Source organism: Megasphaera sp. UBA4233, from assembly GCF_002395615.1.
Classification (GTDB): domain Bacteria; phylum Bacillota; class Negativicutes; order Veillonellales; family Megasphaeraceae; genus Megasphaera; species Megasphaera hexanoica.
Genome location: NZ_DGXL01000035.1, coordinates 15988 through 37849, shown reverse-complemented (window position 1 = coordinate 37849; position 21862 = coordinate 15988). Strand labels below are relative to the sequence as shown.

Genomic DNA, 21862 nt, shown 5'->3' with positions numbered 1-21862 from the left:
GCGTTCTTCCATCTCATAGCGGATAAAAGCATACAGCACCTGCCGTTCGCCGTATCCCAGTTTCATGACCGCTGACGGCAGCAGGTGATGCTCCCGGAACAATAGATACATCGCCTGCACCTCGCCATCGGTCCGAATCAGTTTTTTACGGCTTTGTCCGCCTTTTCCTGGGTCGTATAGCCGTTAAGTTCTGTAATCTGTGCCGTAAGGTCGGCAATCTCGCCTGCCAGGAAGAGCTTGCGGATGATGTCACCAGGAAGTACGGCCCCGAATTTTTCCAGCAGATCCTTGTTCTTGAGGTCCGGATCGGCAATCCCCGCCAGGAGCGTCTGGGTCTGCATCTGATAAATGTCGATATTGTCGGCGCTGCCGTTGGTGAAGTCCACGGCCATCTTCTGGATATCGGCGTAGCGTTCCGGGTCGATGGCCCGGAGCGTGATGATAAAATCGAATCCGAACAGCTTCGAGAGCCGTTCCATCTTCACTTTCTTTTCAGGCCGTTCGGCCAGCTTGTTCACTATATCTGCTTTCAGCAGTCGGTCTACCATATTCATGTGCTTGTTCTCCTTATGCTAAATCCAAGAGATCCCAGTCTGAGAAAGTGAAGCTGTAGCTTTCCTCGCCCATCTTATCGACTTCCCAGTCCGCCAGGATCAGGCTGTCAAAGGTCGCATCCTTGATGACGATGCGTTCGCTGCCAATGGCGTCCTTATCGTCAAGGACGGATACGATGGTCACGACGGTCTGCTTGCCCGCCTTGATGTTGTCGTTCATCTTCTTGATCATGTAGCTCGACACCTTATGCAGCTTCAGCTGGCCTTTACAATCGTAGCCTGTGACCTTATAGCCCTTGCCGACATGGCGGAGCATCTTCACTTCTTCCTTGGTCAGCGTGACCTCGGCCTTGAAAGCGGTGGCTTCGGCCATGAGGTCGCCGTCGATATAGAGGTCGGCATACTTTCCATTCATCACCCGTTTGGCTTCCATGCTGTTCACTGTACTTCACCTCCTCAGATATTGACGGCAATTGTGACATCTTCCATGGCATCCAGGAGCGAAGCATCTACGGCGATAAAGACATTGCTGCCGATATTGGCCATCTTGATGTCCATTTCCGACATATCCGCCAGTTCCTCTTTCGTATACTTGCCATTGGATTCCAGCCAGATCTTCGTGGATTCCACATCAATATAAGCCGTATTCTGCCCCTGCTCCAGCAGGCCCTCCTGGGCCAGCTGGTCCAGATACCCCTGGATAGCCGTCACCAGGAGGCATCGGTTGGCATAGCTATTGGCATACTTGCCAAGGTAATGGTCCTGGGCTGTGGTGCGGATATCGTCATACATCATGTCCATCAAATCGACGAGCTTGATTTTCTGGAACGATACGCCTCTCCCCTGGACTGTCGTGACCAGGGAGTTGATGCCGCGGCCCAGCTTGACCTTTTCCCCGTCAAAGAAGAAGAACAGCTTGCCGGCATCCGTCATGGTATCCATTTCTTCCTTCGTCCAGACGTCGCAGCCAATGACTTCCGGCAGCGGCGCATACGTACAGGCAATGGTCATTGGCGTTCCTGCGATGATGCCCGCGATGCGCCCGCAGTACTGGGCCGTCGTGTAGGTCTTCGCTTTCGTGCGGATGACTTGATTGACGAAGTTGATGACTCCTTCCGTATCCGCCGTGCAGTCCGGCAGGACGGCCTTGATGCGTTTGTTCTTATTCTTCCGCATCCCCTTGATCCAGGTGGCGATGGTGTCGATGTGGTTTTCTTCGATGTCCGGGATGACCAGGTAATCGAAGCGCTTGTTCTCGATAGCCTTGAGGACATCGGTATAATCTTCTGCGTCCTTGCTGATGATTTCGGCGATGACTTTTTTCGGACTGTTCACGTAGCCGCGAAGGGTCAGTTCCAGCTGCTCACGGTTGCTGTCTGAGAGTTCTTTGGGGATGTCATCTGCCGTATACAGGTTCACTTCCGTCTGGGACGGCAGTGTCTCTTCTTTCAGAATCAGAAGGACAATACCGCGTTCGCTGCGTTCGATGGCACTGATGCCTTTTTCTTTGAACGCGATATTAATGGATGGCATTTTCATGGGTTACGTCTCCTTTCCCTGATACCGCTGATGCAGTACCTTCATGATTTCTGCCGTTTCTTCTTTTTCCCGAGCGTCATAGTACTGGAAGGTCAGCGTCAGACACCCACCGTCATTGTCCGTCCCCATCAGCTCCTCACTCATAGACACGACAGGGAGATAACGGTTGCCGACTTTCAGTCCGTCCCGGAATAAATTTTCCGCAGCAAAAAGCACGGCGTAGATGGCCGTGCTTTTTTCCTGCTTCTTCGGCAAATACGTAATGTAGAGGTCCGTATCCCGGTAGACCTCGTTTTCTTTCTGCGGCGTCGCTACCGTCATTGTCTTCAGGAAAAAGGCCGGCGGCGCAAAGCCTTCCTTGACTTCCTGCAAATAGACGGGATACGGGAACCGCTCTTTGAGTTTCTGCTGCACCGCCTGCAGGATATCGAGGTCATGGATCATGTGCCGCCTGCCTTTCTGAGGAGCTTCTTCGTGAGTCTCTCCAGTCCCGGCTGCAAGTCGCTGGCTTCAAACTGCTTGACGGATTTCTCCGTATAGTGCTGGCCTTCATAATAGCCCACGGTCCTGCCGCCCGGCGTTTTCTTGACATGGCCGTTATTCAAGAGATGATGGACCGGATGCTTGTTGACCAGTTCATAGGTCAGCTCCGAGCCGTTATACCCTTCCACCTTATGCTTCCAGCCTTTCTTCAGCTTGCCCGTGCTGCCTTCCGGCGTGTTTTTTACGCACTCCTTCTTGAGCTTGTTGCCAAGCGTCACCAGGCCCTTTTCGGCAGTGCCGGGAAACTCTTCAATAGCAAAAAGCAGTTTTTCTGAAAGGTCATCCAATCCTTTGACCTCAAAGTCACTTCCGCTCATTGTCCGTCCCCCTCACTTCTTCCGTGCAGTACAGTTCCAGTGCTTCATGGCGCATGTACGGGTCCACGATGGTGTCGATGTCGTAGAGGTGATTCTGGTATTTCACTTTCATGTCGTGCGTGATATGCGGACGCCAGCGGATAGTGATCTTGCTGTACTCCGTGTCCGCTTTGCGTTCCATCTCATAGAACAATTTGCCCCGGGCAGGCTCAATGGATGCCCAACAGCGATATACTACGACGTCGGCCTGGGTATCGAAACCATATTCATCCGTCACGGCCTGCTTTCTCAGAATCTCAATCCGTTTGTTCAAAAGCCCCGTCTTCATGGGCATCCCCCCTTTTTCAAAAACAGCTCCGCCGGACCCCGAACATCAGCCAGCGCAGACGTTTCAAAAGGCCTGCGTAGTCCGCTTCCTCCCGGTGCTCATATAAAAAAGCTGCCGCGAAGAGAATCGCTTCGTGAAAAACTACGGGATTCTCTTCGGCATCGGCTTCCTCACAGCGGGATATATCCAGGCAGAGGGCCTGGGCTGTTTCCAGGGAAGACTGAATGACGTCATCATTACTCGTGTCATCTTCATCAATCCGCAGGTATTCCCTGGCTTCTTCCAGCGTCACAATCATGGTTTATCCCTTCGCTTTCATCTCCAGGGACTTGACCGCTTCCTTGAGCATCAGCATGCCATCGACGCGCTGGCTGGCAAGGAAGCCGATCTGGCCGTTGGCGGCATACAGTTCGTTGAGACGCTTGAAGGAGCGGTATTCCCGGTCGGCAATCCAGTAGTAGCTGAAGTCCCCGAAGAGCATGGGACGGTTGCCCGCGGCCAGTTCCGGTGCAAAGGAAGTGCAGTAGCAGGGACGGTTCAGGATGGTATCCGGTGTGCCTGCCGTGACAGACGGCTGCCAGATGTAGTTGCCGTTGTTGTCCTTCACCTTGCGCAGGGCCTTGATGGTTGCATCGTTCAGGAGCCAGACAGCCTTGCGGCGGTACGGGATGCGCAGGGAATGATAGAGGTCGATGACATCATCGAAGGTAATAGAAGCCGTCGTGACCGTCACCCCCACTTCGGCAGACGGGAAAACGCCGGTCGGCTTGTTCTTTCCGTCGCCTACCAGGAAGGCTTCTTCTTCCTTCGTACCGATACGACGGGCAAATTCACCGGCGATATAGCTTTCCAGGTCGAAAGCGCTGTCGTTCAGCAGTTCTTCCGACACACGGATAGCCGTGCCCAGCTTGTACGCCCCGATGGACTGCTGGCCGAAGGTATCCTGGCTGTCCGGGTAGAGGCCGTTCTCTTCCATCCAGGACGCTTCGCCATGACCCGTCACGATGGGAATCTTGCGGTCGCCGCTGGTATGGATGACCGTCGCCAGACCGCGGAAGAAGTTCTCTTCCTGAAGCTTGTCGATGAGCTGGTGTTCGAATTCGTCCGGCACCAGATAGCCGCCATCAGCATCGGTGCCTGCACTCAGTGCGTTCTGTACATCGATGAAGTTCTTATGGCGGATGCTGTCCCAGAAAGCCTTACGATAGGCATCGGACGCACGGCCTTTCTTTTCAGGCATTTTATTGCCTGTTCCCGGAATTTCAGTAATCGGCATCGTTGTCGGCTGGGCCAGCTGGGCATCAAGCTGCTGCTGGCGTTCCAGGCGGTCGATTTCCTTGCCGAGATTTACTACATCCGCTTCCATCTTGTCGTAGCGAACCGCGTCTTCCGCAGACACCATGCCGTTCTCATCACGGACGGTATCCAGAAAATTCTTGGCGGCATCCCAGAGGTTCTTGCGTTTCTCACGCAGTGCTAAAATCGTATCCATTGTTGTCCTCCTTAATGAATGAGCAATGCCAGCCGTTTTTCTAAGGATGCGGCTGGCACTTTATGAATCGGTTCATGGGGTTTCAGTTTTTGTACCAACGAATTGGTAACAGTTACTGGCGTATAAATCATGGCTTCCGGCTGCTCTCCATTGTCCTTCTTCTGGTCGAACAGGATTTCATCGGCAAAGCCAAGTTCCACGGCCTTCTTCGCGTTGAGCCAGGTCTCGTCATCCATCATGTGCGAAATCTTCGTGCGGGCCAGGCCGCTCTTGATTTCGTAGGCGTTGATGATGCTCTCCTTGACTTCGCTCAGCATGCCGATGGTCTTTTCCATCTCTGCCTGGTCGCCATAGGCCAGGGTCGCCGGATTGTGGATCATCAGCATGGCCACAGGCGACATACAGACCTTGGTCCCGGCCATAGCGATGACGGAAGCTGCCGAAGCAGCTAGGCCGTCAATCTTGACGGTGACGTTCCCCGGATAATCCATGAGCAGGTTATAGATTTGTGCGGCGGCAAAGCAGTCCCCACCCGGGCTGTTGATCCAGAGCGTGATGTCACCGCTGCCTGCGTTCAGTTCATCTTTGAATGCCTTCGGCGTCACTTCATCACCCCACCAGGTTTCGTCGGAAATCTGGCCGTCCAGGTAGAGCGTGCGATTACTGCCGAAAGAATCCGGTGCTTCGTTGGTCACCCACTTCCAAAATTTATGTTTCATTCGTTTCTCCCTTCTGGGCAAAGGCCCCGGCGTCCTTGAGCTTCGTCATGCTGCCATTGACAAGGTATAGATTACCGCCTTCTTCATCCGGCACGGGATTCATGTCTTCCATCTCCCGGATGTCGTTGGCGGACAGCCAGCCGTTCTGCCGGCCGATGCTGTAGCCTGTCATGCGGCTCTCATAGTCGCCGCGCATGAGACCGTTCACGTTGAACTTGAGGAAATACTGTTTCTTCTCTTCCGGCAGGAACAGGGCTTTCTGCATGGCCTGTTCCCAGCGGATGACCCATGGATCCAGCGTATACTTCACGAATTCCATGGACTGCTGCTCGATATTATTGAAGGAACTTTTCTCCAGGTCGCCGATCATGTGCGGCGGGATGCGGTAGAGTCGGGCAATCTCATCGAGCTGGAACTTCCGCGTCTCCAGAAACTGTGCTTCTTCCGGCGGGATGCCGATCTGCTGGTACTTCATGCCTTCTTCCAGCACAGCCACCTTGTGGGCATTGCCCGTCCCCCGGTAGACGGCATTCCACGAATCCCGGACTTTGGCCGGATCCTTCAGAACGCCCGGATGCTCCAGCACCCCGCTGGGGCTGGCCCCGTTAGCAAAGAAAGAGGCACCGTATTCCTCACAGGCCATGGTCATGCCCACGGCATTGCGGGCCATGGCAATCGGCGAATAACCGACCAGGCCGTCAAACCCAAGGCCGGGGATATGCAGCACTTCTTCCTTCTGGAGTGCCACTTGCCCGTACGGCTTGATGTTCGGATTCTCATCTCCTGTCTTGGTATACAGATAAAAAATCTTTCCCCGGTCATCCCGGCAGACGGCCATCTTGTCCGGCCTGAGCGGGTATAGTCCCTGTACCCGCCCTAACCGGTCACGGATAATCTGGGCGTAAGCATTGCCCCAGATGAGCAAATGACTCATAAGAGTCTCCCGAAAGATGAACGATGTCATCTCCGGGTTCGGCTCATCATGAAGCAGATGGTACAGCGGATGATCATAGACCCGCTCCTTGCCGCCAGGCGTGTAACGGTACAGCTGGAGCGGCAGGGCTGCTAGGGTTTCCGCCAGGATGCGGACGCAGGCATACACCGCCGTCGTCTGCATGGCCGTGAACTCGTTCACCGTCTTGCCGCTCGTTGACGGGCCGAACAGGTAACGGAAATCCGTGCCGATATAATAGTTCTGCGGCTTGTCCCGGGTACGGAACAGGCTGGATAAAAATGGGATTTGCATGAAAACCTCCTGAAAAGGGATACTTAACCTAGTAATTGATAGTTTACAAACACGTTTTATTATTGGTAAACTATTTTCATAATAGTAAATCTCAGAAAGGAAATGAGCGCTCATGGGCAGAATAACTATTGAAAAAAATACGGTGCAAGAAACATTAATCATTCCCCTCTATGCCAGGAAACTTGGCAATGAACTCTTCCCTCACATTCTCCTAGACCCTTATGCGGATGACGTAATCAGACATCTGAATTACGATTTTTCTGCGCTTGATAAAAAGAAAGGTTCTTTTGTTTGGAAGTTTGGTGCCTTAGAAGGTATTCTTCGAAGCAAAGCTATTCTTTATGAGATGCAAGACTATCTATCTTCCCATCCAGATGCGGCTGTTGTGAATATGGGATGCGGATTAGATCAGACCCCTCGCTTAGGAGATAACGGAAGAATGAATCTATACAATATTGACAGGAAAGACATTATTTCCATACGAAATTCGCTTCTTCCCCCTATTGGCCGAGAAATCAATATCGCGGCTGATTTAAATGATGATACTTGGACTCAATACATTGATGTATTTCAAGGAGTTTTCCTGTTTGCAGCCGGAGTGTTTATGTATCTCAGAGAAAAAGAGGTACATCAACTTATTCTGAGGCTAAAGGGTGCCTTTCCCCACGGTTGCCTCGTATTTGATACTATCGGCAGCTTCGGTATAAAGGTACTGATGAAGAGAACATTGAAAACAATGGGAATACATGGCATAAAGGGAATGTTCTACTGCAATAACCCACTTCATGACCTAAGATTGGACGACGACATTAAGGTATCTGTACGAAAATACCTGACAGGCTATGTTGACCTGAAAAAGGAAGGCATCTCTCCACTTTTAAGGGGAATGGCGTATCTTTTCGATTGGGTGTTCAGAATGAACATCTGCCAAATTATCTGGTAATAAAAATCAAAAAGCAATAACACCCCGTTCGTCATAGACACTGCCGCTGCCTATCCCGTTGCGGATGCAGCGGTCCAGTGCCATGATGGACGCCACAATTCCGTCGATTTTTTCGACGGATTTTTCTTTGTCCGGCTTGATGTTCCCCGCCGGATCCTGCCGCATGACGACGTTGCCGGCCATCCATTTGAGGACGGGATTGCCGCCATGGAGGATGTTCCCTTCCATCAAGAGCTTGAACAGCTCCTTCGATGGTGGCGACATATCCTTGAATCCCTGGCCGAAAGGCACCATGGTAAAGCCCATGTCTTCCAGGTTCTGCACCATCTGGGTGGCGTTCCACCTGTCGTAAGCGATTTCCCGGATATTATAGGTTTCTCCTAAACGTTCGATGAACTTCTCGATGAAACCATAATGGATGACGTTCCCTTCCGTTGTCTGGATGAAGCCCTGCTTCTGCCAGACGTCGTATAGGACATGGTCCCGGCGGCACCGCAGTTCCAGCGTGTCTTCCGGCAGCCAGAAGAACGGCAGCAGGATGTATTTCTCGTCATCGCTCCGTGGCGGGAAAGCCAGAACCAGGGCCGTGATATCCGACGTACTGGACAAGTCCAGCCCGCCGTAGCACATCCGTCCCCGCAGGAAATCCCGGTCAATGGGAAGATTCCCCTTGTCGTAGACCTGTTCCAGTATCCAGCGGATGCTGGCCGAAGTCCAGATATTGAGCCGGAGCTGCTTGAAGACATTCTCCTCCGCCGGATTTTCGACGGCATTCCGATAGGCTTCCCGGACGCGGTCAATCTGTATGGTGTGGCCCAGTGACGGGTTCGCCTTGTACCAGTTCGCTTCGTCCGTCCAGTCTTCCTCATGCTCCAGGCCATAGACCACGGGGTAAAAGGTGGCATCCTTCTTCCGGCCCGCCATCAGGTCCAGGGCTTTGGTATGCAGTTCGTAGCAGATGCTGTTCTTGTCATTGCCCGCTGTGGTGATGATGAAAAAGAGCGGCTGTTCCCTTGCATCGCCGGATCCTTTGGTCAGGACATCGTAGAGCTTCCGGTTCGGCTGGGCGTGGATTTCGTCAAAGACCAGGCCCGACACATTGAGGCCGTGCTTGGTCCCGGTTTCTGCCGACAGCACCTGGTAAAAACCGGCATTACGGTAATTGATGATGCGCTTCCCTGCCGTCCGGATTTTGGAGCGGCGCATCAGGGCCGGACTCATCTCGACCATCTGCCGTGCCACATCAAAGACGATGGACGCCTGATTACGGTCACAGGCCGCGCCGTACACTTCGGCGCTCGGTTCATTATCGGCATAAAGAAGGTACAAAGCGATAGCGGCAGCCAGCTCGCTCTTCCCGTTCTTCTTTGGAATCTCTATATAGGCCGTCAGAAACTGCCGTTTCCCGTTTTCCTTGATGATGCCGAAGAGATCACGCACAATCTGTTCCTGCCATGGCAGGAGCAGGAACGGCTGCCCGGCCCATTTGCCTTTGGTATGACAGAGATGTTCGATGAAGGCAACTGCCCTGTCGGCCTTGTCCTTGTCGTAATGGGAATCCGGCAGCATGAACGCTGACGGCTTATATACAAATGCCAAACTTGTCACCCCCTTAACAGCAGTTCCATTTCATCCGCTTCTTTTTCTGCCCCATTTTCTTCCCCAATCATGCGGCTCCGGGCTGACGGGGTCAGGCCAAACTGCTCACAGAATTTCAGCATGATCTTGAGGTTCGTCTGGGCGATGGACACTTGCGGCACCTGCTGCAGATAACCGTTCGGCGTCCGTACCATGTCGCCGTGCTGGGTAATGAATTCCTCAGCCCCTTTCCATCGGGCGTAGGCCTGGCAGTACCCGGCAAAGGCCATCATATCCAGGTTGGTCAGCATCCCCATCTCGGCGAGGACTTTCCCCAGCCGCTTCCATTCTTTCTTGGCGTCATCTTCCAGCCAGTCCGGGCAGCGCGGCAGTTTGCCCTTGGGCATGGGTTCTTTCTTATTGAGGGGACGGTGGCCGGGATTGCCTTCCAGCACCTTGAGCGCTGTCGGTTTCGGTTTTCTTCCTCGTACAGCCAAGCCATATACCTCCTTTCTGTAATAAAAAACAGCCCCGCAGGGCTGTCTGTATGTTGAGTTAGAATTTTTCCAGTTCGTCCGCCATGCGTTCCAGCCAGGAGCCGACTTCTTCGAGTCTGCTCAATTCAGCTCTGGGAAAACCGAAGGCTTTCGTCACAGTCTCTTCCCGCCCCCTCAGTACAGTCCTTCAAGGGCTTCGTATTCCCGTTCCAGACGGCTGAGATCCTGGCAGATGCACTGGAAGCGGAAACGGTTCTTGCAGGCCTGCCGTTCTTTCTCTAGCTTTCTGATTTTTTCCGCGCGTTCTTCTAAGACGTACCGGCTTGTGCCGTTCAACAGTTAATGGTAGTCCTTTTCAAACCTCGTCATCGCTGTTTCCCCGCTTTCTTGTGCTTCAGGTGTTTTCCCTTTTGGTATGTATATATATATCACTCTGAACGCACATAATAGCAAGTCATTTATCCGATATTCATGCACTTTATTCGATGACTTTCCATTCATCGGCTCCGGGTATCAGCCCAAGACTGCTACCCGTATCCCACTGTACATGGATGGTCCCGGCATCATCGACGAACTGGACGGTGCCTTCCGTTCCCTTAGGCGGGGCTTGCCTGTCATCCATGGCGATAAGCCGGACCCGCGTTCCTTCCATCCGTTCCCGGCTGTGCCGCAGGCCGGCCCGCAGGATGGACAGGTCGAAACCGAACCTGCGGTAATCCCGCTCCATGTTCTGATAATACCAGTCCTCCGGAATGCCGAACCGCCGGTCTTCGTGCATGATGTACACAAGACCGCTGATGATGCCGTCATCTGTTTCCACATCCACTTCTTTTTTATAATAGAACCGCGGGAAGCCTTCATAGGCATCGAGCCGCCGTTCATCCGCCGGAGAAATGCACCAGAAAACAACCGGCACGAAGGCATCCGCCTTCTTCTCGATCGTGGCGTAACATCCTGTCAGAGAACCTTTGAAGATAAGTTCATAGCCCCGGATTCGGCCCGTTCCTGCAAGAACGGCGTCCGGACACCGTCTTGCCATCTGTCCTTCACTCATGTTGCTGCCGTAGGCAATGTAGATTCTTTGTTTCATCGCTCTCATCCTTTCTGAAGGGATTGCCCTTCTACCACCCCAAGGGCAGCCGAAGCTGCCCGTAAGGCCATCCCCTTCAAGCGGCGGCATTGCGCCATGCGGAATTGCCTGTGAGGTGTTTCAAGAAGTGGAGCCGGCAGGTCTTGAACTCGTCACCGATGAGTCCGAGCCGGAGCATCCAGCAGCGGAAGGCGTATTTCTCATTGTCCGTTTCGGTCTTCCGGGCCGAGGCTTTCTTCTGGGCCAGGGCCTGATGAGCGACGGCCAGGCAGAACTGAATGTATGCCTTGATTTCCCCGGCGTGGAGTGTCCCGTTGAAAAGCCGGAACTCGACGGTCCCTTTGGTGAAGGTGGCATGCAGGTTCAGCCCGTGGTAGCGGGTGCTGTTGTAATGATGGTTCCGTCCGTAAGGGGCTTCCTGATACCAGAGGTCGGCGATGCCGTCCAGCGTGTCCGGCTTTTTCCGATTGAGGTCCTTCAGGAAGGTGGTGTTCGTTTTCCGGCAGTATCGGCTTTCCCGCGAGGGGTTGATCTGGAGGGCGCGGTAAATCATGTCTTCCTTGCTCGCCATAATGTTCACCAGGTTCCGCAGGGTCTTTGCCGTGAAGCGTTCGGCCCCGACGTGGATGTGGATGCCGCAGGACTTATTGGCAAAGGCCCCGGCCTTGCGTAGCATCCGCACCAGTTCCTGCAGCTTCGGGATGTCTTCGTAGGAAAGAATGGGGCTGACTACTTCCGTGCGGTAGAAGCTGGAAGCATCTGTAATGTTTCCGTTCACCTTCTTCTGTGGAACCAGGCTGGAGTCGTTCATGGCTTTCCATTTCCGTCCCTGTTCATCCCTTGCGGTGTAGGTATCGTAGGCTCCGCCTTCGTGCCGGCTTTCCGTACCGAAGAAGCGGGCCATGAGGCTGGCGGCCCGGCTTCTCGTAATCCCTGTCATTTCCATTTCGATGCCAAAGTGCAGTGTTTTCATAATTCTCTCTGTCCCTTCTATGTGTGCGTGTGTTCTTTCGGTACACTATATATCACTCTAAAGGCACACAATAGCAAGTCATTTTGAGAATAATTATGAATTAAATCGAAAATCTATGGGTTCCGCTGCCGGCGTTCCTTCTGCTTTATGGCATGAGCCTTGGCTTCTTCTTCCGTGCGGAAGGCACTCCATCCCTTCAGGCCTTTCAGCAGGGCCATGCGCGATTCGTGGCTGGCCTTGGTCCCCATGCCGATGCGCAGGAGCCACATCCGCAGGTAGTACTTCTCGTTTTCAGGCTTCCGTGTGTCAGCCTGAACCCGTTTCGCTTTTTTCGCTGCGCTGACCATGAAGGCCGCCAGTTCAATCAGTGCGCGGTTCTTCACGGCATTGCCGGTTGCGGCAATGCAGAATGTCACCGTATCTACCGCAATCCAGAAGCCCCGCCCTTCCTTGCGATAGTTCTGATAGATGGCAAAGAAGGAAGTCTGGTCGGTACCAGGTTCTTCTTTCAAGTCTTCCACCAGCCTGTCCGGCACATGGATGTTTTCATGTCCTGCCGCCCGGTTCAGCAGGTACTGCTGGGCGTGGAGCATGAAGACCAGATTGCGGAGCTGCGCACCGTCCATGCCATCAATGGGAACCTTGATTTCCATCCTGTCCTGATGCGGCAGTGCGTCCAATCCTGGCGTTTCATCCTGCTCCAGCGGCTCTTGCGACACTTCGGGTTCCGTTCCTTCTGCCGGTTCTGGCTGCGGAAGGATGCCTGCTTCCTGTAGGAAAGCCGTGATGGCGGCTTCTGTCTTTTCATCATCGCATTCGATATCGCCGCTGCGAAGGATGCGGAACCCCCGCCCTTCGTAGGCAAAGGCCGGCGTCCCCGTATAACGGAGCTTTTCGTTATGGTTGAATGGAATCAGCCTTCTAGCCAGTTCCTTGCGGTCGTTCAGGTTCGTCTGGATTGTCATGATCTATGTACCTCCTTGTTTTGCTAGTACATATATCACTCTGAACGCCGATAATAGCAAGTCATTTTTGCACTTTATCATAAGGAATTTTCTCATTTCCACGCAGTACAAACACACCTTCACTCCCGCACTCGCTGATATACCGCTTCACGATGACGTCGACGAATTTCTCGTCCAGCTCGATGCCGTAACAGATGCGGCCCGTCTGCTGGCAGGCCATGAGCGTCGATCCGGAGCCGAGGAACGGGTCCAGGATGATGCAGTGGCTCATAGAGGAATTCTGTATAGGATAGGCCATGAGAGCTACAGGCTTCATAGTCGGATGTTCCTTGCTGGCTTTCGGCCGGTCGTATTCCCAGATGGTCGTCTGCTTGCGATCAGAATACCATTGATGCCTGCCATTCAGCTTCCAGCCAAAAAGACACGGTTCATGCTGCCATTGGTACGGGCTTCGGCCCAGTACCAGGGCGTTCTTCTTCCAGATGCAGCAGCCAGACAGGTAGAAGCCCGCGTCCTTGAATGCCTTCCGGAAGTTCAGCCCCTGGGTATCGGCGTGGAATACATAGATGGAAGCATCCTGCTCCATGTTCTGTTCCATATTGACGAAGGCCGCAAAAAGGAACTGGTAGAACTTGTCATCCGGCATATTATCGTTCTTGATCTTGCCAGCTGTTTCTTCCACATCGACGTTATACGGCGGGTCCGTCAGCACCATGTTTACCTTCTTCCCGGCCATCAGGCGTTCATAGGTTTCCGGCAAAGTGGCATCGCCGCAGATGACGCGGTGATCATCCAGGAGCCAGATATCTCCGGCTTTGGCGACGGTCGGCTTTTCCAGTTCGCCTTCCACATCGAAGTCATCTTCTTTGATTTTCTTGTTGTATACTTTCGAGAAGAGCTGCTCGACCTCGGGTGCTTCAAAGCCCGTCAGGTCGACGTTGAAGTCGACGCTCTGCAAATCGACGATAAGGTCAGCCAAGAGCTGTTCGTTCCAGGCACCTGTGATTTTGTTGAGCGCAATGTTGAGCGCCTTGACCTTATGCTCATCCTCGATATGGACAACGACACACTGGACTTCTTCGTAACCCAGATTCTTCAGTACGGTCAAACGCTGATGCCCGCCGATGACCGTCATGTCGTAATTGACGATGATGGGTTCCACATAGCCAAACTCCTGAATGGACTTCTTGATTTTCTCGTATTCCTTGTCGCCAGGCTTCAGCTGCTTCCTGGGGTTATATGCCGCAGGCTTCAGCTGGCCGATGGGCAGCATCTTCCATTCCATATCCGATGTCTTCACACGCTTGCTCCTCTCTGAAGGCAGCCGCCACCGCCCGGCCATAGCCGGCGAGGTGGTGCCACCTACAATAATTCCGTACGCTGTCCCGTGACAGCTTGGTCTTCCTGGCGATGGCTTTGTAGCCCATCCCCTGCTTCCGCATGGCTTCTATCTGCTGGCGCTGGCAGTCGTTCATGACAGGCTCCTTTCACACAACAAAAAAGCCCCGGGCCAGCCGGCCTGGAGCAGATGATTCGATTTTAGATGCCGGGTATCCCCCCTTACGAATTTCGCGTTTTTTCACGTTTGAGGGGGCGGCGGTCATGGACGGAAGGGCTGCAGAGATTTGCATCCCCCCCCCGCCTATTGTAAAATGACCGTCTTTGTAATAAACTAATATTAGTTTATTAATTGTTAATCGCGGAGGTGCATAATATGGCAGATGAAAAAATGAAAAAAGCTTTTTTACATGTTCCAAATCTTACTGAGCAAAAGGGGATAGTAATTAAAAAGGCTTTAGAAGAAGCGTCTTCCAAAGGTCTGACTGATGTAAAAGGGTATTTTGATAATAATACTCTTGAAATGCAAGGGAAAGATAATACCGGAGCCACGGTTGTCTTATCTCATGAATTTGTAGGTACCGGAGAAAACTTTAATGGCTCTAGATATCCTAGACATCACAGCCAACAGGAATTGGAATATAATTGCAATGAGCTTTATGACGCAGGATATAAGCAAGTTCAAATTGCTAAAAAACTTGGAATTTCTCAATCCCGCGTGTCACAAATTTTACACAAAAAATAAATTCAGTATCTGTACTCGATGTCCCGGTCTTCGGTCATCGTCTTATGGTCATGGCAGCTCTTGCAAAGGGGCTGCCAGTTCTTCTCATCCCAGAACAAATCCGGGTCGCCGCGATGCGGTTTGATATGGTCAACGACGGTCGCCGGGACGAGCCGTCCTTTTTCCTTGCAGCGGACGCACCAGGGGTGGCGTTTCAGGAAAAACCTCCTGGCTTTCTGCCACTCTCTCCCGTAGCCACGCAGCCCCACGCTCTTCCGTTCGCCCTGGCACTTCTGTTCATGTTCGTCACAATATTTTCTCCCATACGGCACCAGCCTTGGGCATCCCGGATACTTGCACGGTGTCTGCGGTCTTCTTGGCATTCGTATCATCTCCGGCATCAAAAAAGGACCGACGGCTTCAAGCCTCGGTCCTTATCTTTTTCTTGCTGATTATAGTATATCTTACAGAAGTCAGTGACATCAAGTGCTGCTTTAGTGACATTTAGTGACATTCTCCAGGAATCTCGATGTGTTTCAGGGCTTCGTCATGCAGGCGGTACACCTGGCGGATATGAAGTCCGAGGGCATCGGCAATGGATGCCCAGTCCTTGAAAGCCAGGTAGCGGAGTTCCAGGATGACCCGTTCCCGGGCATCCGGCACCCGGCTGACAGCCTTCATGATGTCGGCCTTGAGTTCGACCAGGACGTCGATGGCTTCATCCACTTCCTGTTCCATATCCATCATGCGGGCAATGGTTTCTTCCAGACGGTGCGGATTGGGTGTCCCGCTTGGCGGCACCGGGCTGAGTGTCGATGACGCCTTGATAGCCAGCTGCCGCAAAGACGATACCTGCTCCAGCTTGCTGTCTATCTGTATGTTGATGTTCCGTGCCTGTTCCAGGTACGCCTTGGCTTCCATACGCTTTTCTTCTCCTTCTGTTTCCTGTTTCATAGTATACCCCCATTTTCTGCTTCCGTCATGCCCAGGTCAGCCTTTACGGCTTCAATCAGTGCGGCCTGGGTTCCGTTTTTGTGTTTCAAGACATTCAGGATGCGTTCATCAATCGTGTCCTTGGCTACGATGTGCTGTATGATAACCGTCTTGTCCGCCTGCCCCTGCCGCCAGAGCCGGGCGTTGGTCTGCTGGTACAGCTCCAGGCTCCAGGTCAGGCCGAACCAGATCAGGATGGAACCGCCCTGCTGCAGGTTCAGGCCGTGTCCGGCAGAGGCCGGATGGATGAGGGCCACAGGTATCTTTCCTGCGTTCCAGTCGGCGAAATCCTGCGGCTCCTTCAGTTTCCTGGCTTCCATCCGCTCCCGGATGCGGGCCTTATCGTGCTTGAACCAGTACGCCACCAGGACTGGCTTGCCGTTGGCACTTTCCACCAGGTCTTCCAGGACATCCAGCTTCCGGTCATGGATGGCCGCCACGTCCTTGCCATCGGTATAAATCGCGCCATTCGCCATCTGCGAAAGCTTCAGGGTAAGCGACGCGGCATTGGCAGAGGTGACCTCGCCGCCTGGAAGCTCCAGTACCAGGGACTTCTTCAGTTCGTCATACCGTTCCTTCTCCTTTTCACTCAGTCTGACTTCCTTCGCTACGCTCACCAATTCCGGCATCTCCAGATAATCTGTTGCCTTCATGGACACAGTGATGTCGGCAATCTGGTGATAGATGGCTTCTTCCGCTCCCGGCAGTGGCTTGTAGGAATACACCACCATGCCGTTGCGTTTGTCCGGCTGGAAGTAGAGGTTCCGGTACTGGCTGATATATCTTCCCAGACGCTCTCCCATATCCAGGATGCGGAACTCAGCCCAGAGGTCCATCAAGCCATTGCCGCTGGGCGTCCCTGTAAGGCCGACGATGCGTTTCACTTTAGGACGCAGGGCCTTCATGGCACGGAACCGCTTCGACTGGTGGTTCTTGAAACTCGACAGCTCGTCCAGGACGACCATATCGAAATCCAGGCGGCTGTTCTCATAGAGCCAGGCCAGGTTCTCGCGGTTCACGATATAGATATCCGCATCCTGCTGCAAAGCCCGCCGCCGTTCTGCCACGGTTCCCACGACCACACTGCATGTCAGCTCTTTCAGGTGATCCCACTTCCTGAGTTCATCCGGCCAGGTGTCTCTCGCCACCCGCAGCGGAGCTACCACCAGCACCCGCTTAACTTCAAAGGCATCATACATGAGGTCACGGATGGCCGTCAGCGTTGTCACCGTCTTGCCAAGGCCCATGTCTAGGAACAGGGCTGTAATGGGATGGGACTTGATGTATTCGATGGCGTATTTCTGATAATCATGCGGCATGAACTTCATGCACCTCTGCCCCCTTTCCCATCAGGCATGTGGGCGATAGCCTTCAGGACTGCGGGAATATCCTCCATGGCATCCAGGACGAATACCTGGTAGCCCAGCCGTCGCAACATGGCATGGCGCTTCAGCTGCAGCGGCCTTGGCTTCTGCCCCGGCGCCTTTACTTCCACAAAGCCCATCTTCCCATCAGCCAATAGAATCAAGCGGTCCGGCATACCTGCAAATGATGGCGAAACAAGCTTCACTGCCTTACCGCCAGCCTTCTTCGTTTCCATCACCAGGTGGTGTTCGATTACTTTTTCTCGCATATTACTCACCTCTTTTTTATAGGGGTGCAGGTCGGTGAAGGTCGTTTCATAAACTTCCCTTAAAGACATTTTTTCTATTTTTCAGCCCTAAAGGGGGTTTATATATTGACCTGCACCGACCTGCACCCTTCCCTTTTTCTTACAGGAAATCTGTGACTTTCAGCTTCAGCCCATAAATGAAACACCCGGCTTTCCGCTTACGCCTGTCAAACCCAGTTTTCTCTAATGCTCCGTAAAAATCCGTCGTACTGCGGGTATACTCGTTCATCTGCTGGCAGTACAGCCGATAGGCTGTATAAAGTTCCCCGGACTTTTCCTGGCATGATGGATCCACATCACAGCAGTCTTCCAGGAAATGGCGGAGCCAGTCATTCTGCCCGCGGTACTCCTGGATAGCATCCCGCACACATTTCGGCATAGTCAGATGGTACTTACCGGCAATGACCTTCTCCGCCCCTTCGATGATCCAGCGCAGGATAGCGGGGCCAGCCGTTTCCACCAGATAATCCGCATAGTTCTTGATTTCGCCATGGCCTTCAAACTGCGCCTTGAAGGGGATGACGATAAGCCGACGCCATGTCCCCTCATCACTGGCCCCGACGCGGGGCAGATGGTTGGTATACAGGACCAGCGTATGGGTCGGCACAAAGGTAAACGGCGTCTTGTATTTCTTTTCGCCGCCGACTTCATCTGTCGAGCAGAGCTGCTTCAGGACGGAAGTGGAAAGCCGGACACCTTCTTCCATCTCGGCCGCGATGACCATACGCTTGCCCTTGAGTTCCGCCATTTCCGGCTTGATGTTCCGCTTGCAGTTCGCCGTCAGGGCATCGGCAGAGATGCCGCCGCAATAGCTTCCCAGCACCCGGGCAATGGAGTTCCAGTACGTAGACTTCCCGTTCCGTCCATCGCCATAGGCAATGACCAGGGCTTCCACGTACACTTTGCCAATGGCCATGAGCCCGCAGATTTCCTGGGCGTAATCAATCAGCTCCTGGTCGCCCGTAAAAAACTCGCCCAGGGCCTGCTGCCAGACCGCTTCCCCTTCCTCTCCGGGATTGACAGCAGTACATTTGGTAATATAATCTTCCGGACGATGATCCCGCCTGCCCGCCATCCCCTGCCGCAGGTCGTACGTAAACGAAGGCGTGTTGAGCAGGAATTCATCTGCATCCAGAGCCTGGATGGGAATGAGCAGCATCGGCTTCAGGGCCTGCAGGGCCGAAATGATGTAGCGCATGTCCCGCCGCTTCATGACAAAGGCATAATATGCCAAAGCCGCCTGGTAGGACTGGAAGGCTTTCTGCTGACTGCCTTCGATGACTTTCTCCAGCATCCGGCCGCCTTTGTCGATGAGTTCTGCCGCAACGCCCAGTTCCTGCAGTTCCTTCCTGCCAGCTTCCATCTGGTCCCTGGCATCTGCCAGCTGCAGTTCCAGGAATTCTTCCGCTGCACCGATGGCTTCCTGATGGGATTCGGCCCAATAGATGCCGTTGTACCGCAGGAAATCGGTACTTTCCGTATACCGCAGCTCATCGCCATATTCCCGTTTCAGCACTTTGGCCTGGCCGATATCCGAGTAGTCTTCCGGCTTCAGGCTGCCTCGGCTGGAAAAATCGTTATTGTACTGGTCCGGACTGACGTACCCGTCTTGCCTGGCAATGCGTTCACCAAAACGCACAGCGCTCTGCCAGATTTTATTGAGTTCCGCATCAGCAAGCGGCGGGTCGCATTTTTCGGCCTCTTCAAGAAAAATGGAGTAGGCCCGCTCTGTTGCTCCGTACCGTTTGATGACCCGGCCGGCAAAGCGGCTCATGGTATTATTGCGCTGTCCCTGGGGAATGGTCCTCTGCTTATCCGTCTGGATTGATAAGAACTGGGCAATCGTCTCCGGCCCGTTCTGCCAAAGAACAGCATCGGCGAAACAACCATAGATGAATCGTGCCGAATCTAGGGCCGCATCATCAAAAAAAGGAAATCGTTCATAGACGACATGTTTCAGCGCAGTATAGGCTGATTCCCGCGCTATAGGGAGAATGGGAAAATAGGCATGGAACCGCGGCCTGGCGCACTTGCCGTCCTTGGGCTTCATGTGATTCCGGGAAGGAACCACCACTGCCGCTACGCCTGGTAGCATGGAAATCAGTTTCTCACCCGTGATCCATTCCCCTGGATTCTCCGTATGTGTGTTGTCACAATCCATGACAATGACATCTGATAACAGGAAGTTACCCCGACTCCGATAATTATCCTTAAAAGCTGCGCATACATGATCAAAGGCCACTGCACTTTTAAGTGTTTCCGCATCCTGGATAACCTTCTGTTCCGGATAGTGGCAGTTTGATTCTTCCCCCGCTACATGAGCGGTATATAATGTGAAGTTCATTGTGGTACCTCCTCAAAGGAATTTGTGAAAAAACGCAGTCTGTAATTCTTCCATCGGGCTCTTCTGATTTCCGCATCCATGCCAGGGGAAATGATATCGCCGAACACCCATACTTCCCGGCACAAGCTCATAAGTACATTGCCAAAGTGCAGGCCTAACTCCCGTTCCATCGGGTTAGTGTCATCCAGGAACTGCGTGAACAGGAGATGTGGGGCTATGGGAATACAGCCCTGTTCAAAAGCAAACCGAGAATACCGCCGAGCGTTTTTTACGTTCCCGGCGATATTTCCTGAATACGGCGAACAAATGTAAACCAGTGGCCGATACGCCCTGACCGTTTTCTGTTCACTGTCGATAAGCGCTAATGCATCGTGTAGAGTCAGATCTTTGTAGTGTTCGTGATTAAATATCGTCACACCCGCACCTCCCTCGCTCAATGAGCGGGAAATTCCCCTCTGCAGTCATCAACTGATAAATGAACAGCCGCCCTTTTTGCGTCCAGTATGTGCAGATGCGGTTATGCGAAACTCCGTTTCTATCAGGGACGTTGAATGTCTTTGTACTAGTGTAACCCAGCGGAGCATATTCCTGGTAGAGAAGCCAGATGTTGCCCTGCTTATACTGGATGCCCCGTTCGTGGAGCCAATTGTTCAGTCGTTGGGCCGACCAGCCGTAATCCTTGGCGATGACCGAGGTCTTAACTAGGTCTTTGCACTGGAGGACCAAGTCATAGTAAGATGCCTTGGGCTGAAGTTCAGCAATCTGCTGCTGTTGAGCAGCTGCCAGAAGTTCCATGGATCTGCGATGTTCTCGTTCTTCCTTGAGTCTGGTGAGTACAGCGATAGCCAAATCCGGATTATTGAGGATAGCATCCGTTGCATATAACCCTGTTCTGCGAATGGACGGAATCACTTCATGAGCCACCCATCTCTTAAAGGTTCTTGCTTCTGGTTTACGGCTTCCAAGAATCAGCGTATACAACCCTGGTTCATTGACGACCCTCTTTTCCGGATTTCCCGGAATACCCTCGGTTAAAACTAGGGTATTTTTTTCGTCATCATCCAGTCTCGACAATGCATCACTCGGATTTCCGATATCCAGAATCCGGCACACATCGGCGGCTACAAACCATGGCTCGCCGTTCACGATGGCCGTACGCACGTTCATTCCGTTGTAAATAAAGTTTTCCATTGTAGTCATTTTGATGACCTCCTCTGATGTAATTTGGAGTTGCCCCCTATTTACTAGCCACGGCAAATCGTCAAATCTGACGGTCCGCAAAAATTTCTTTCAATCTTTTTTTAGCCCGTTTCAAAAATTGGGTAATGTTGTTTTCATTGACGCCGATTCTTCTGGCATAATCTCGAATGGATTCCCCATTGACGTAAACAGCAATGACAGCATCAGCCCACTTGGGTTTCTTTGCTAGTGCTTTTTTCACATCACTGCAAACAGCGTCATATAATTCTCGTTTCTCCAGCCATCTTGCGTAACCGGTATCTTCCAGGCAATCCAATCCATCAGTATCATCTGCATCCTGGTCATCTTTCCGGCTTGGCTTTGGAGGGATACCGCGATGACGCGCCATTGTATGCCAGTTGTTGTAGTCCGGCCGATTCAGGAGCGTATCCACCGCGTCCTGCACTCGTTTTTCTCTGTCTTCTATTGGGTCATCCGATTCCACTGAAATGTTCAACCAACCTTCCATTTCACACAATTCGATTTCAAGTTCCTGAAACGTATTTTCATATCTTAACTTCAACTTCATGATTTGCCTCCTCGCCAGAGAAAGCACGATCTTCGGCAAGATATGAAAAACAGGTCTGTGCAGAGATACACAGACCCGTCTGGAGCCAGAAAGAGCGCACAGCAAAGGAAGGGTATCTCTCACAGATTCCTCCTAACCTAATGAGTTGGAAAAAATCTGTATTTGATATCCTGCCTAGATCGCGCGCTCTACGGCATGATTTTCAATTTTTTACGTGGGGAGCGACCCCGGTTTATGAT

General features: G+C 52.7%; 28 protein-coding genes. 2 read left to right on the top strand and 26 right to left on the bottom strand.

Annotated elements, in window-relative coordinates; translation table 11 throughout:
• Positions 1-137: 137 nt before the first annotated feature.
• The 10 genes from B2U90_RS11990 to B2U90_RS11945 are packed head-to-tail and all read right to left on the bottom strand — an operon-like array spanning position 138 to position 6738.
• Positions 138-554 carry a phage tail assembly chaperone gene (locus B2U90_RS11990; RefSeq protein ID WP_075581378.1) on the bottom strand — a complete coding sequence of 139 codons (417 nt, stop codon included), beginning with the start codon at positions 552-554 and terminating at the stop codon, positions 138-140.
• A gap of 13 nt (positions 555-567) precedes the next feature.
• A complete protein-coding gene (locus B2U90_RS11985; RefSeq protein ID WP_014128573.1) occupies positions 568-987 on the bottom strand; it encodes a phage tail tube protein in 420 nt (139 codons plus the stop codon).
• Between the two features lie 23 nt (positions 988-1010).
• The gene (locus B2U90_RS11980; protein ID WP_292017905.1) at positions 1011-2093 is read right to left on the bottom strand and encodes a phage tail sheath subtilisin-like domain-containing protein; all 1083 of its coding nucleotides are present in this window, start codon (positions 2091-2093) and stop codon (positions 1011-1013) included.
• A gap of 3 nt (positions 2094-2096) precedes the next feature.
• A complete protein-coding gene (locus B2U90_RS11975; protein ID WP_292017904.1) occupies positions 2097-2537 on the bottom strand; it encodes a phage tail terminator family protein in 441 nt (146 codons plus the stop codon).
• Positions 2534-2953 (bottom strand): HK97 gp10 family phage protein, encoded by a 420-nt coding sequence (locus B2U90_RS11970; protein WP_292017903.1) that lies wholly within the window; start codon positions 2951-2953, stop codon positions 2534-2536. The genes B2U90_RS11975 and B2U90_RS11970 overlap by 4 nt, the downstream gene beginning before the upstream one ends.
• Positions 2940-3281: a phage head closure protein gene (locus B2U90_RS11965; RefSeq protein WP_292017902.1), complete on the bottom strand. Its 342-nt coding sequence runs from the start codon at positions 3279-3281 to the stop codon at positions 2940-2942. The genes B2U90_RS11970 and B2U90_RS11965 overlap by 14 nt, the downstream gene beginning before the upstream one ends.
• 16 nt (positions 3282-3297) lie before the next feature.
• Positions 3298-3579 carry a head-tail connector protein gene (locus tag B2U90_RS11960; RefSeq protein WP_292017901.1) on the bottom strand — a complete coding sequence of 94 codons (282 nt, stop codon included), beginning with the start codon at positions 3577-3579 and terminating at the stop codon, positions 3298-3300.
• 3 nt (positions 3580-3582) lie between these two features.
• Positions 3583-4773, bottom strand: coding sequence for a phage major capsid protein (locus B2U90_RS11955; RefSeq protein WP_292017899.1), 1191 nt, complete (start codon positions 4771-4773; stop codon positions 3583-3585).
• Positions 4774-4784: 11 nt separating this feature from the next.
• Complete coding sequence (locus tag B2U90_RS11950; RefSeq protein ID WP_292017897.1) at positions 4785-5492, bottom strand: head maturation protease, ClpP-related; 708 nt, start codon at positions 5490-5492, stop codon at positions 4785-4787.
• A complete protein-coding gene (locus tag B2U90_RS11945) occupies positions 5482-6738 on the bottom strand; it encodes a phage portal protein (RefSeq protein ID WP_292017896.1) in 1257 nt (418 codons plus the stop codon). Before B2U90_RS11945 ends, B2U90_RS11950 begins: the two co-directional genes overlap by 11 nt.
• 112 nt (positions 6739-6850) lie before the next feature.
• On the opposite strand from B2U90_RS11945, the gene B2U90_RS11940 reads away from it, so the two are divergent.
• The gene (locus B2U90_RS11940; protein ID WP_292017895.1) at positions 6851-7681 is read left to right on the top strand and encodes a class I SAM-dependent methyltransferase; all 831 of its coding nucleotides are present in this window, start codon (positions 6851-6853) and stop codon (positions 7679-7681) included.
• Between the two features lie 6 nt (positions 7682-7687).
• On the opposite strand, the gene B2U90_RS11935 is transcribed toward B2U90_RS11940, so the two are convergent.
• The 8 genes from B2U90_RS11935 to B2U90_RS11900 form a co-directional block, all read right to left on the bottom strand.
• The gene (locus tag B2U90_RS11935) at positions 7688-9250 is read right to left on the bottom strand and encodes a terminase large subunit (protein WP_349678600.1); all 1563 of its coding nucleotides are present in this window, start codon (positions 9248-9250) and stop codon (positions 7688-7690) included.
• Positions 9251-9285: 35 nt separating this feature from the next.
• Entirely contained in the window at positions 9286-9756 is a 471-nt protein-coding gene (locus tag B2U90_RS11930) for a phage terminase small subunit P27 family (protein WP_288310066.1), read from the bottom strand.
• A gap of 174 nt (positions 9757-9930) precedes the next feature.
• Positions 9931-10092 carry a hypothetical protein gene (locus tag B2U90_RS11925; protein ID WP_292017893.1) on the bottom strand — a complete coding sequence of 54 codons (162 nt, stop codon included), beginning with the start codon at positions 10090-10092 and terminating at the stop codon, positions 9931-9933.
• A gap of 142 nt (positions 10093-10234) precedes the next feature.
• Positions 10235-10846 (bottom strand): DUF4314 domain-containing protein, encoded by a 612-nt coding sequence (locus B2U90_RS11920; RefSeq protein ID WP_292017892.1) that lies wholly within the window; start codon positions 10844-10846, stop codon positions 10235-10237.
• Between the two features lie 76 nt (positions 10847-10922).
• Positions 10923-11819, bottom strand: a complete 897-nt coding sequence (locus B2U90_RS11915; protein WP_014128585.1) for an amidoligase family protein — start codon at positions 11817-11819, stop codon at positions 10923-10925.
• A 113-nt stretch (positions 11820-11932) separates the two neighbouring features.
• Positions 11933-12784, bottom strand: a complete 852-nt coding sequence (locus tag B2U90_RS11910; protein ID WP_292017891.1) for a hypothetical protein — start codon at positions 12782-12784, stop codon at positions 11933-11935.
• 61 nt (positions 12785-12845) lie between these two features.
• On the bottom strand, positions 12846-14069 hold the full coding sequence (locus B2U90_RS11905; protein ID WP_292017890.1) for a site-specific DNA-methyltransferase: 1224 nt from the start codon (positions 14067-14069) through the stop codon (positions 12846-12848).
• Complete coding sequence (locus B2U90_RS11900; RefSeq protein WP_292017889.1) at positions 14020-14259, bottom strand: hypothetical protein; 240 nt, start codon at positions 14257-14259, stop codon at positions 14020-14022. Before B2U90_RS11900 ends, B2U90_RS11905 begins: the two co-directional genes overlap by 50 nt.
• Before the next feature lie 239 nt (positions 14260-14498).
• On the opposite strand from B2U90_RS11900, the gene B2U90_RS11895 reads away from it, so the two are divergent.
• Positions 14499-14867, top strand: coding sequence for a sigma factor-like helix-turn-helix DNA-binding protein (locus B2U90_RS11895; protein ID WP_292017888.1), 369 nt, complete (start codon positions 14499-14501; stop codon positions 14865-14867).
• A gap of 2 nt (positions 14868-14869) precedes the next feature.
• On the opposite strand, the gene B2U90_RS11890 is transcribed toward B2U90_RS11895, so the two are convergent.
• The 8 genes from B2U90_RS11890 to B2U90_RS11855 all read right to left on the bottom strand — a co-directional run bounded on the left by B2U90_RS11890 (position 14870) and on the right by B2U90_RS11855 (position 21623).
• Positions 14870-15229: an HNH endonuclease gene (locus tag B2U90_RS11890; protein WP_292017887.1), complete on the bottom strand. Its 360-nt coding sequence runs from the start codon at positions 15227-15229 to the stop codon at positions 14870-14872.
• A 121-nt stretch (positions 15230-15350) separates the two neighbouring features.
• A complete protein-coding gene (locus B2U90_RS11885) occupies positions 15351-15800 on the bottom strand; it encodes a hypothetical protein (protein ID WP_292017886.1) in 450 nt (149 codons plus the stop codon).
• Positions 15797-17167: a DEAD/DEAH box helicase gene (locus tag B2U90_RS11880; RefSeq protein WP_292017885.1), complete on the bottom strand. Its 1371-nt coding sequence runs from the start codon at positions 17165-17167 to the stop codon at positions 15797-15799. The genes B2U90_RS11885 and B2U90_RS11880 overlap by 4 nt, the downstream gene beginning before the upstream one ends.
• Positions 17164-17541, bottom strand: a complete 378-nt coding sequence (locus B2U90_RS11875) for a VRR-NUC domain-containing protein (protein ID WP_292017884.1) — start codon at positions 17539-17541, stop codon at positions 17164-17166. The genes B2U90_RS11880 and B2U90_RS11875 overlap by 4 nt, the downstream gene beginning before the upstream one ends.
• A gap of 70 nt (positions 17542-17611) precedes the next feature.
• On the bottom strand, positions 17612-19855 hold the full coding sequence (locus tag B2U90_RS11870; RefSeq protein WP_292017883.1) for a phage/plasmid primase, P4 family: 2244 nt from the start codon (positions 19853-19855) through the stop codon (positions 17612-17614).
• Complete coding sequence (locus tag B2U90_RS11865; protein ID WP_292017882.1) at positions 19852-20271, bottom strand: DUF4406 domain-containing protein; 420 nt, start codon at positions 20269-20271, stop codon at positions 19852-19854. The genes B2U90_RS11870 and B2U90_RS11865 overlap by 4 nt, the downstream gene beginning before the upstream one ends.
• On the bottom strand, positions 20258-21055 hold the full coding sequence (locus tag B2U90_RS11860) for a phage antirepressor (protein WP_292017881.1): 798 nt from the start codon (positions 21053-21055) through the stop codon (positions 20258-20260). Before B2U90_RS11860 ends, B2U90_RS11865 begins: the two co-directional genes overlap by 14 nt.
• A gap of 61 nt (positions 21056-21116) precedes the next feature.
• Positions 21117-21623 carry a sigma-70 family RNA polymerase sigma factor gene (locus B2U90_RS11855; protein WP_292017880.1) on the bottom strand — a complete coding sequence of 169 codons (507 nt, stop codon included), beginning with the start codon at positions 21621-21623 and terminating at the stop codon, positions 21117-21119.
• Positions 21624-21862 lie beyond the last annotated feature (239 nt).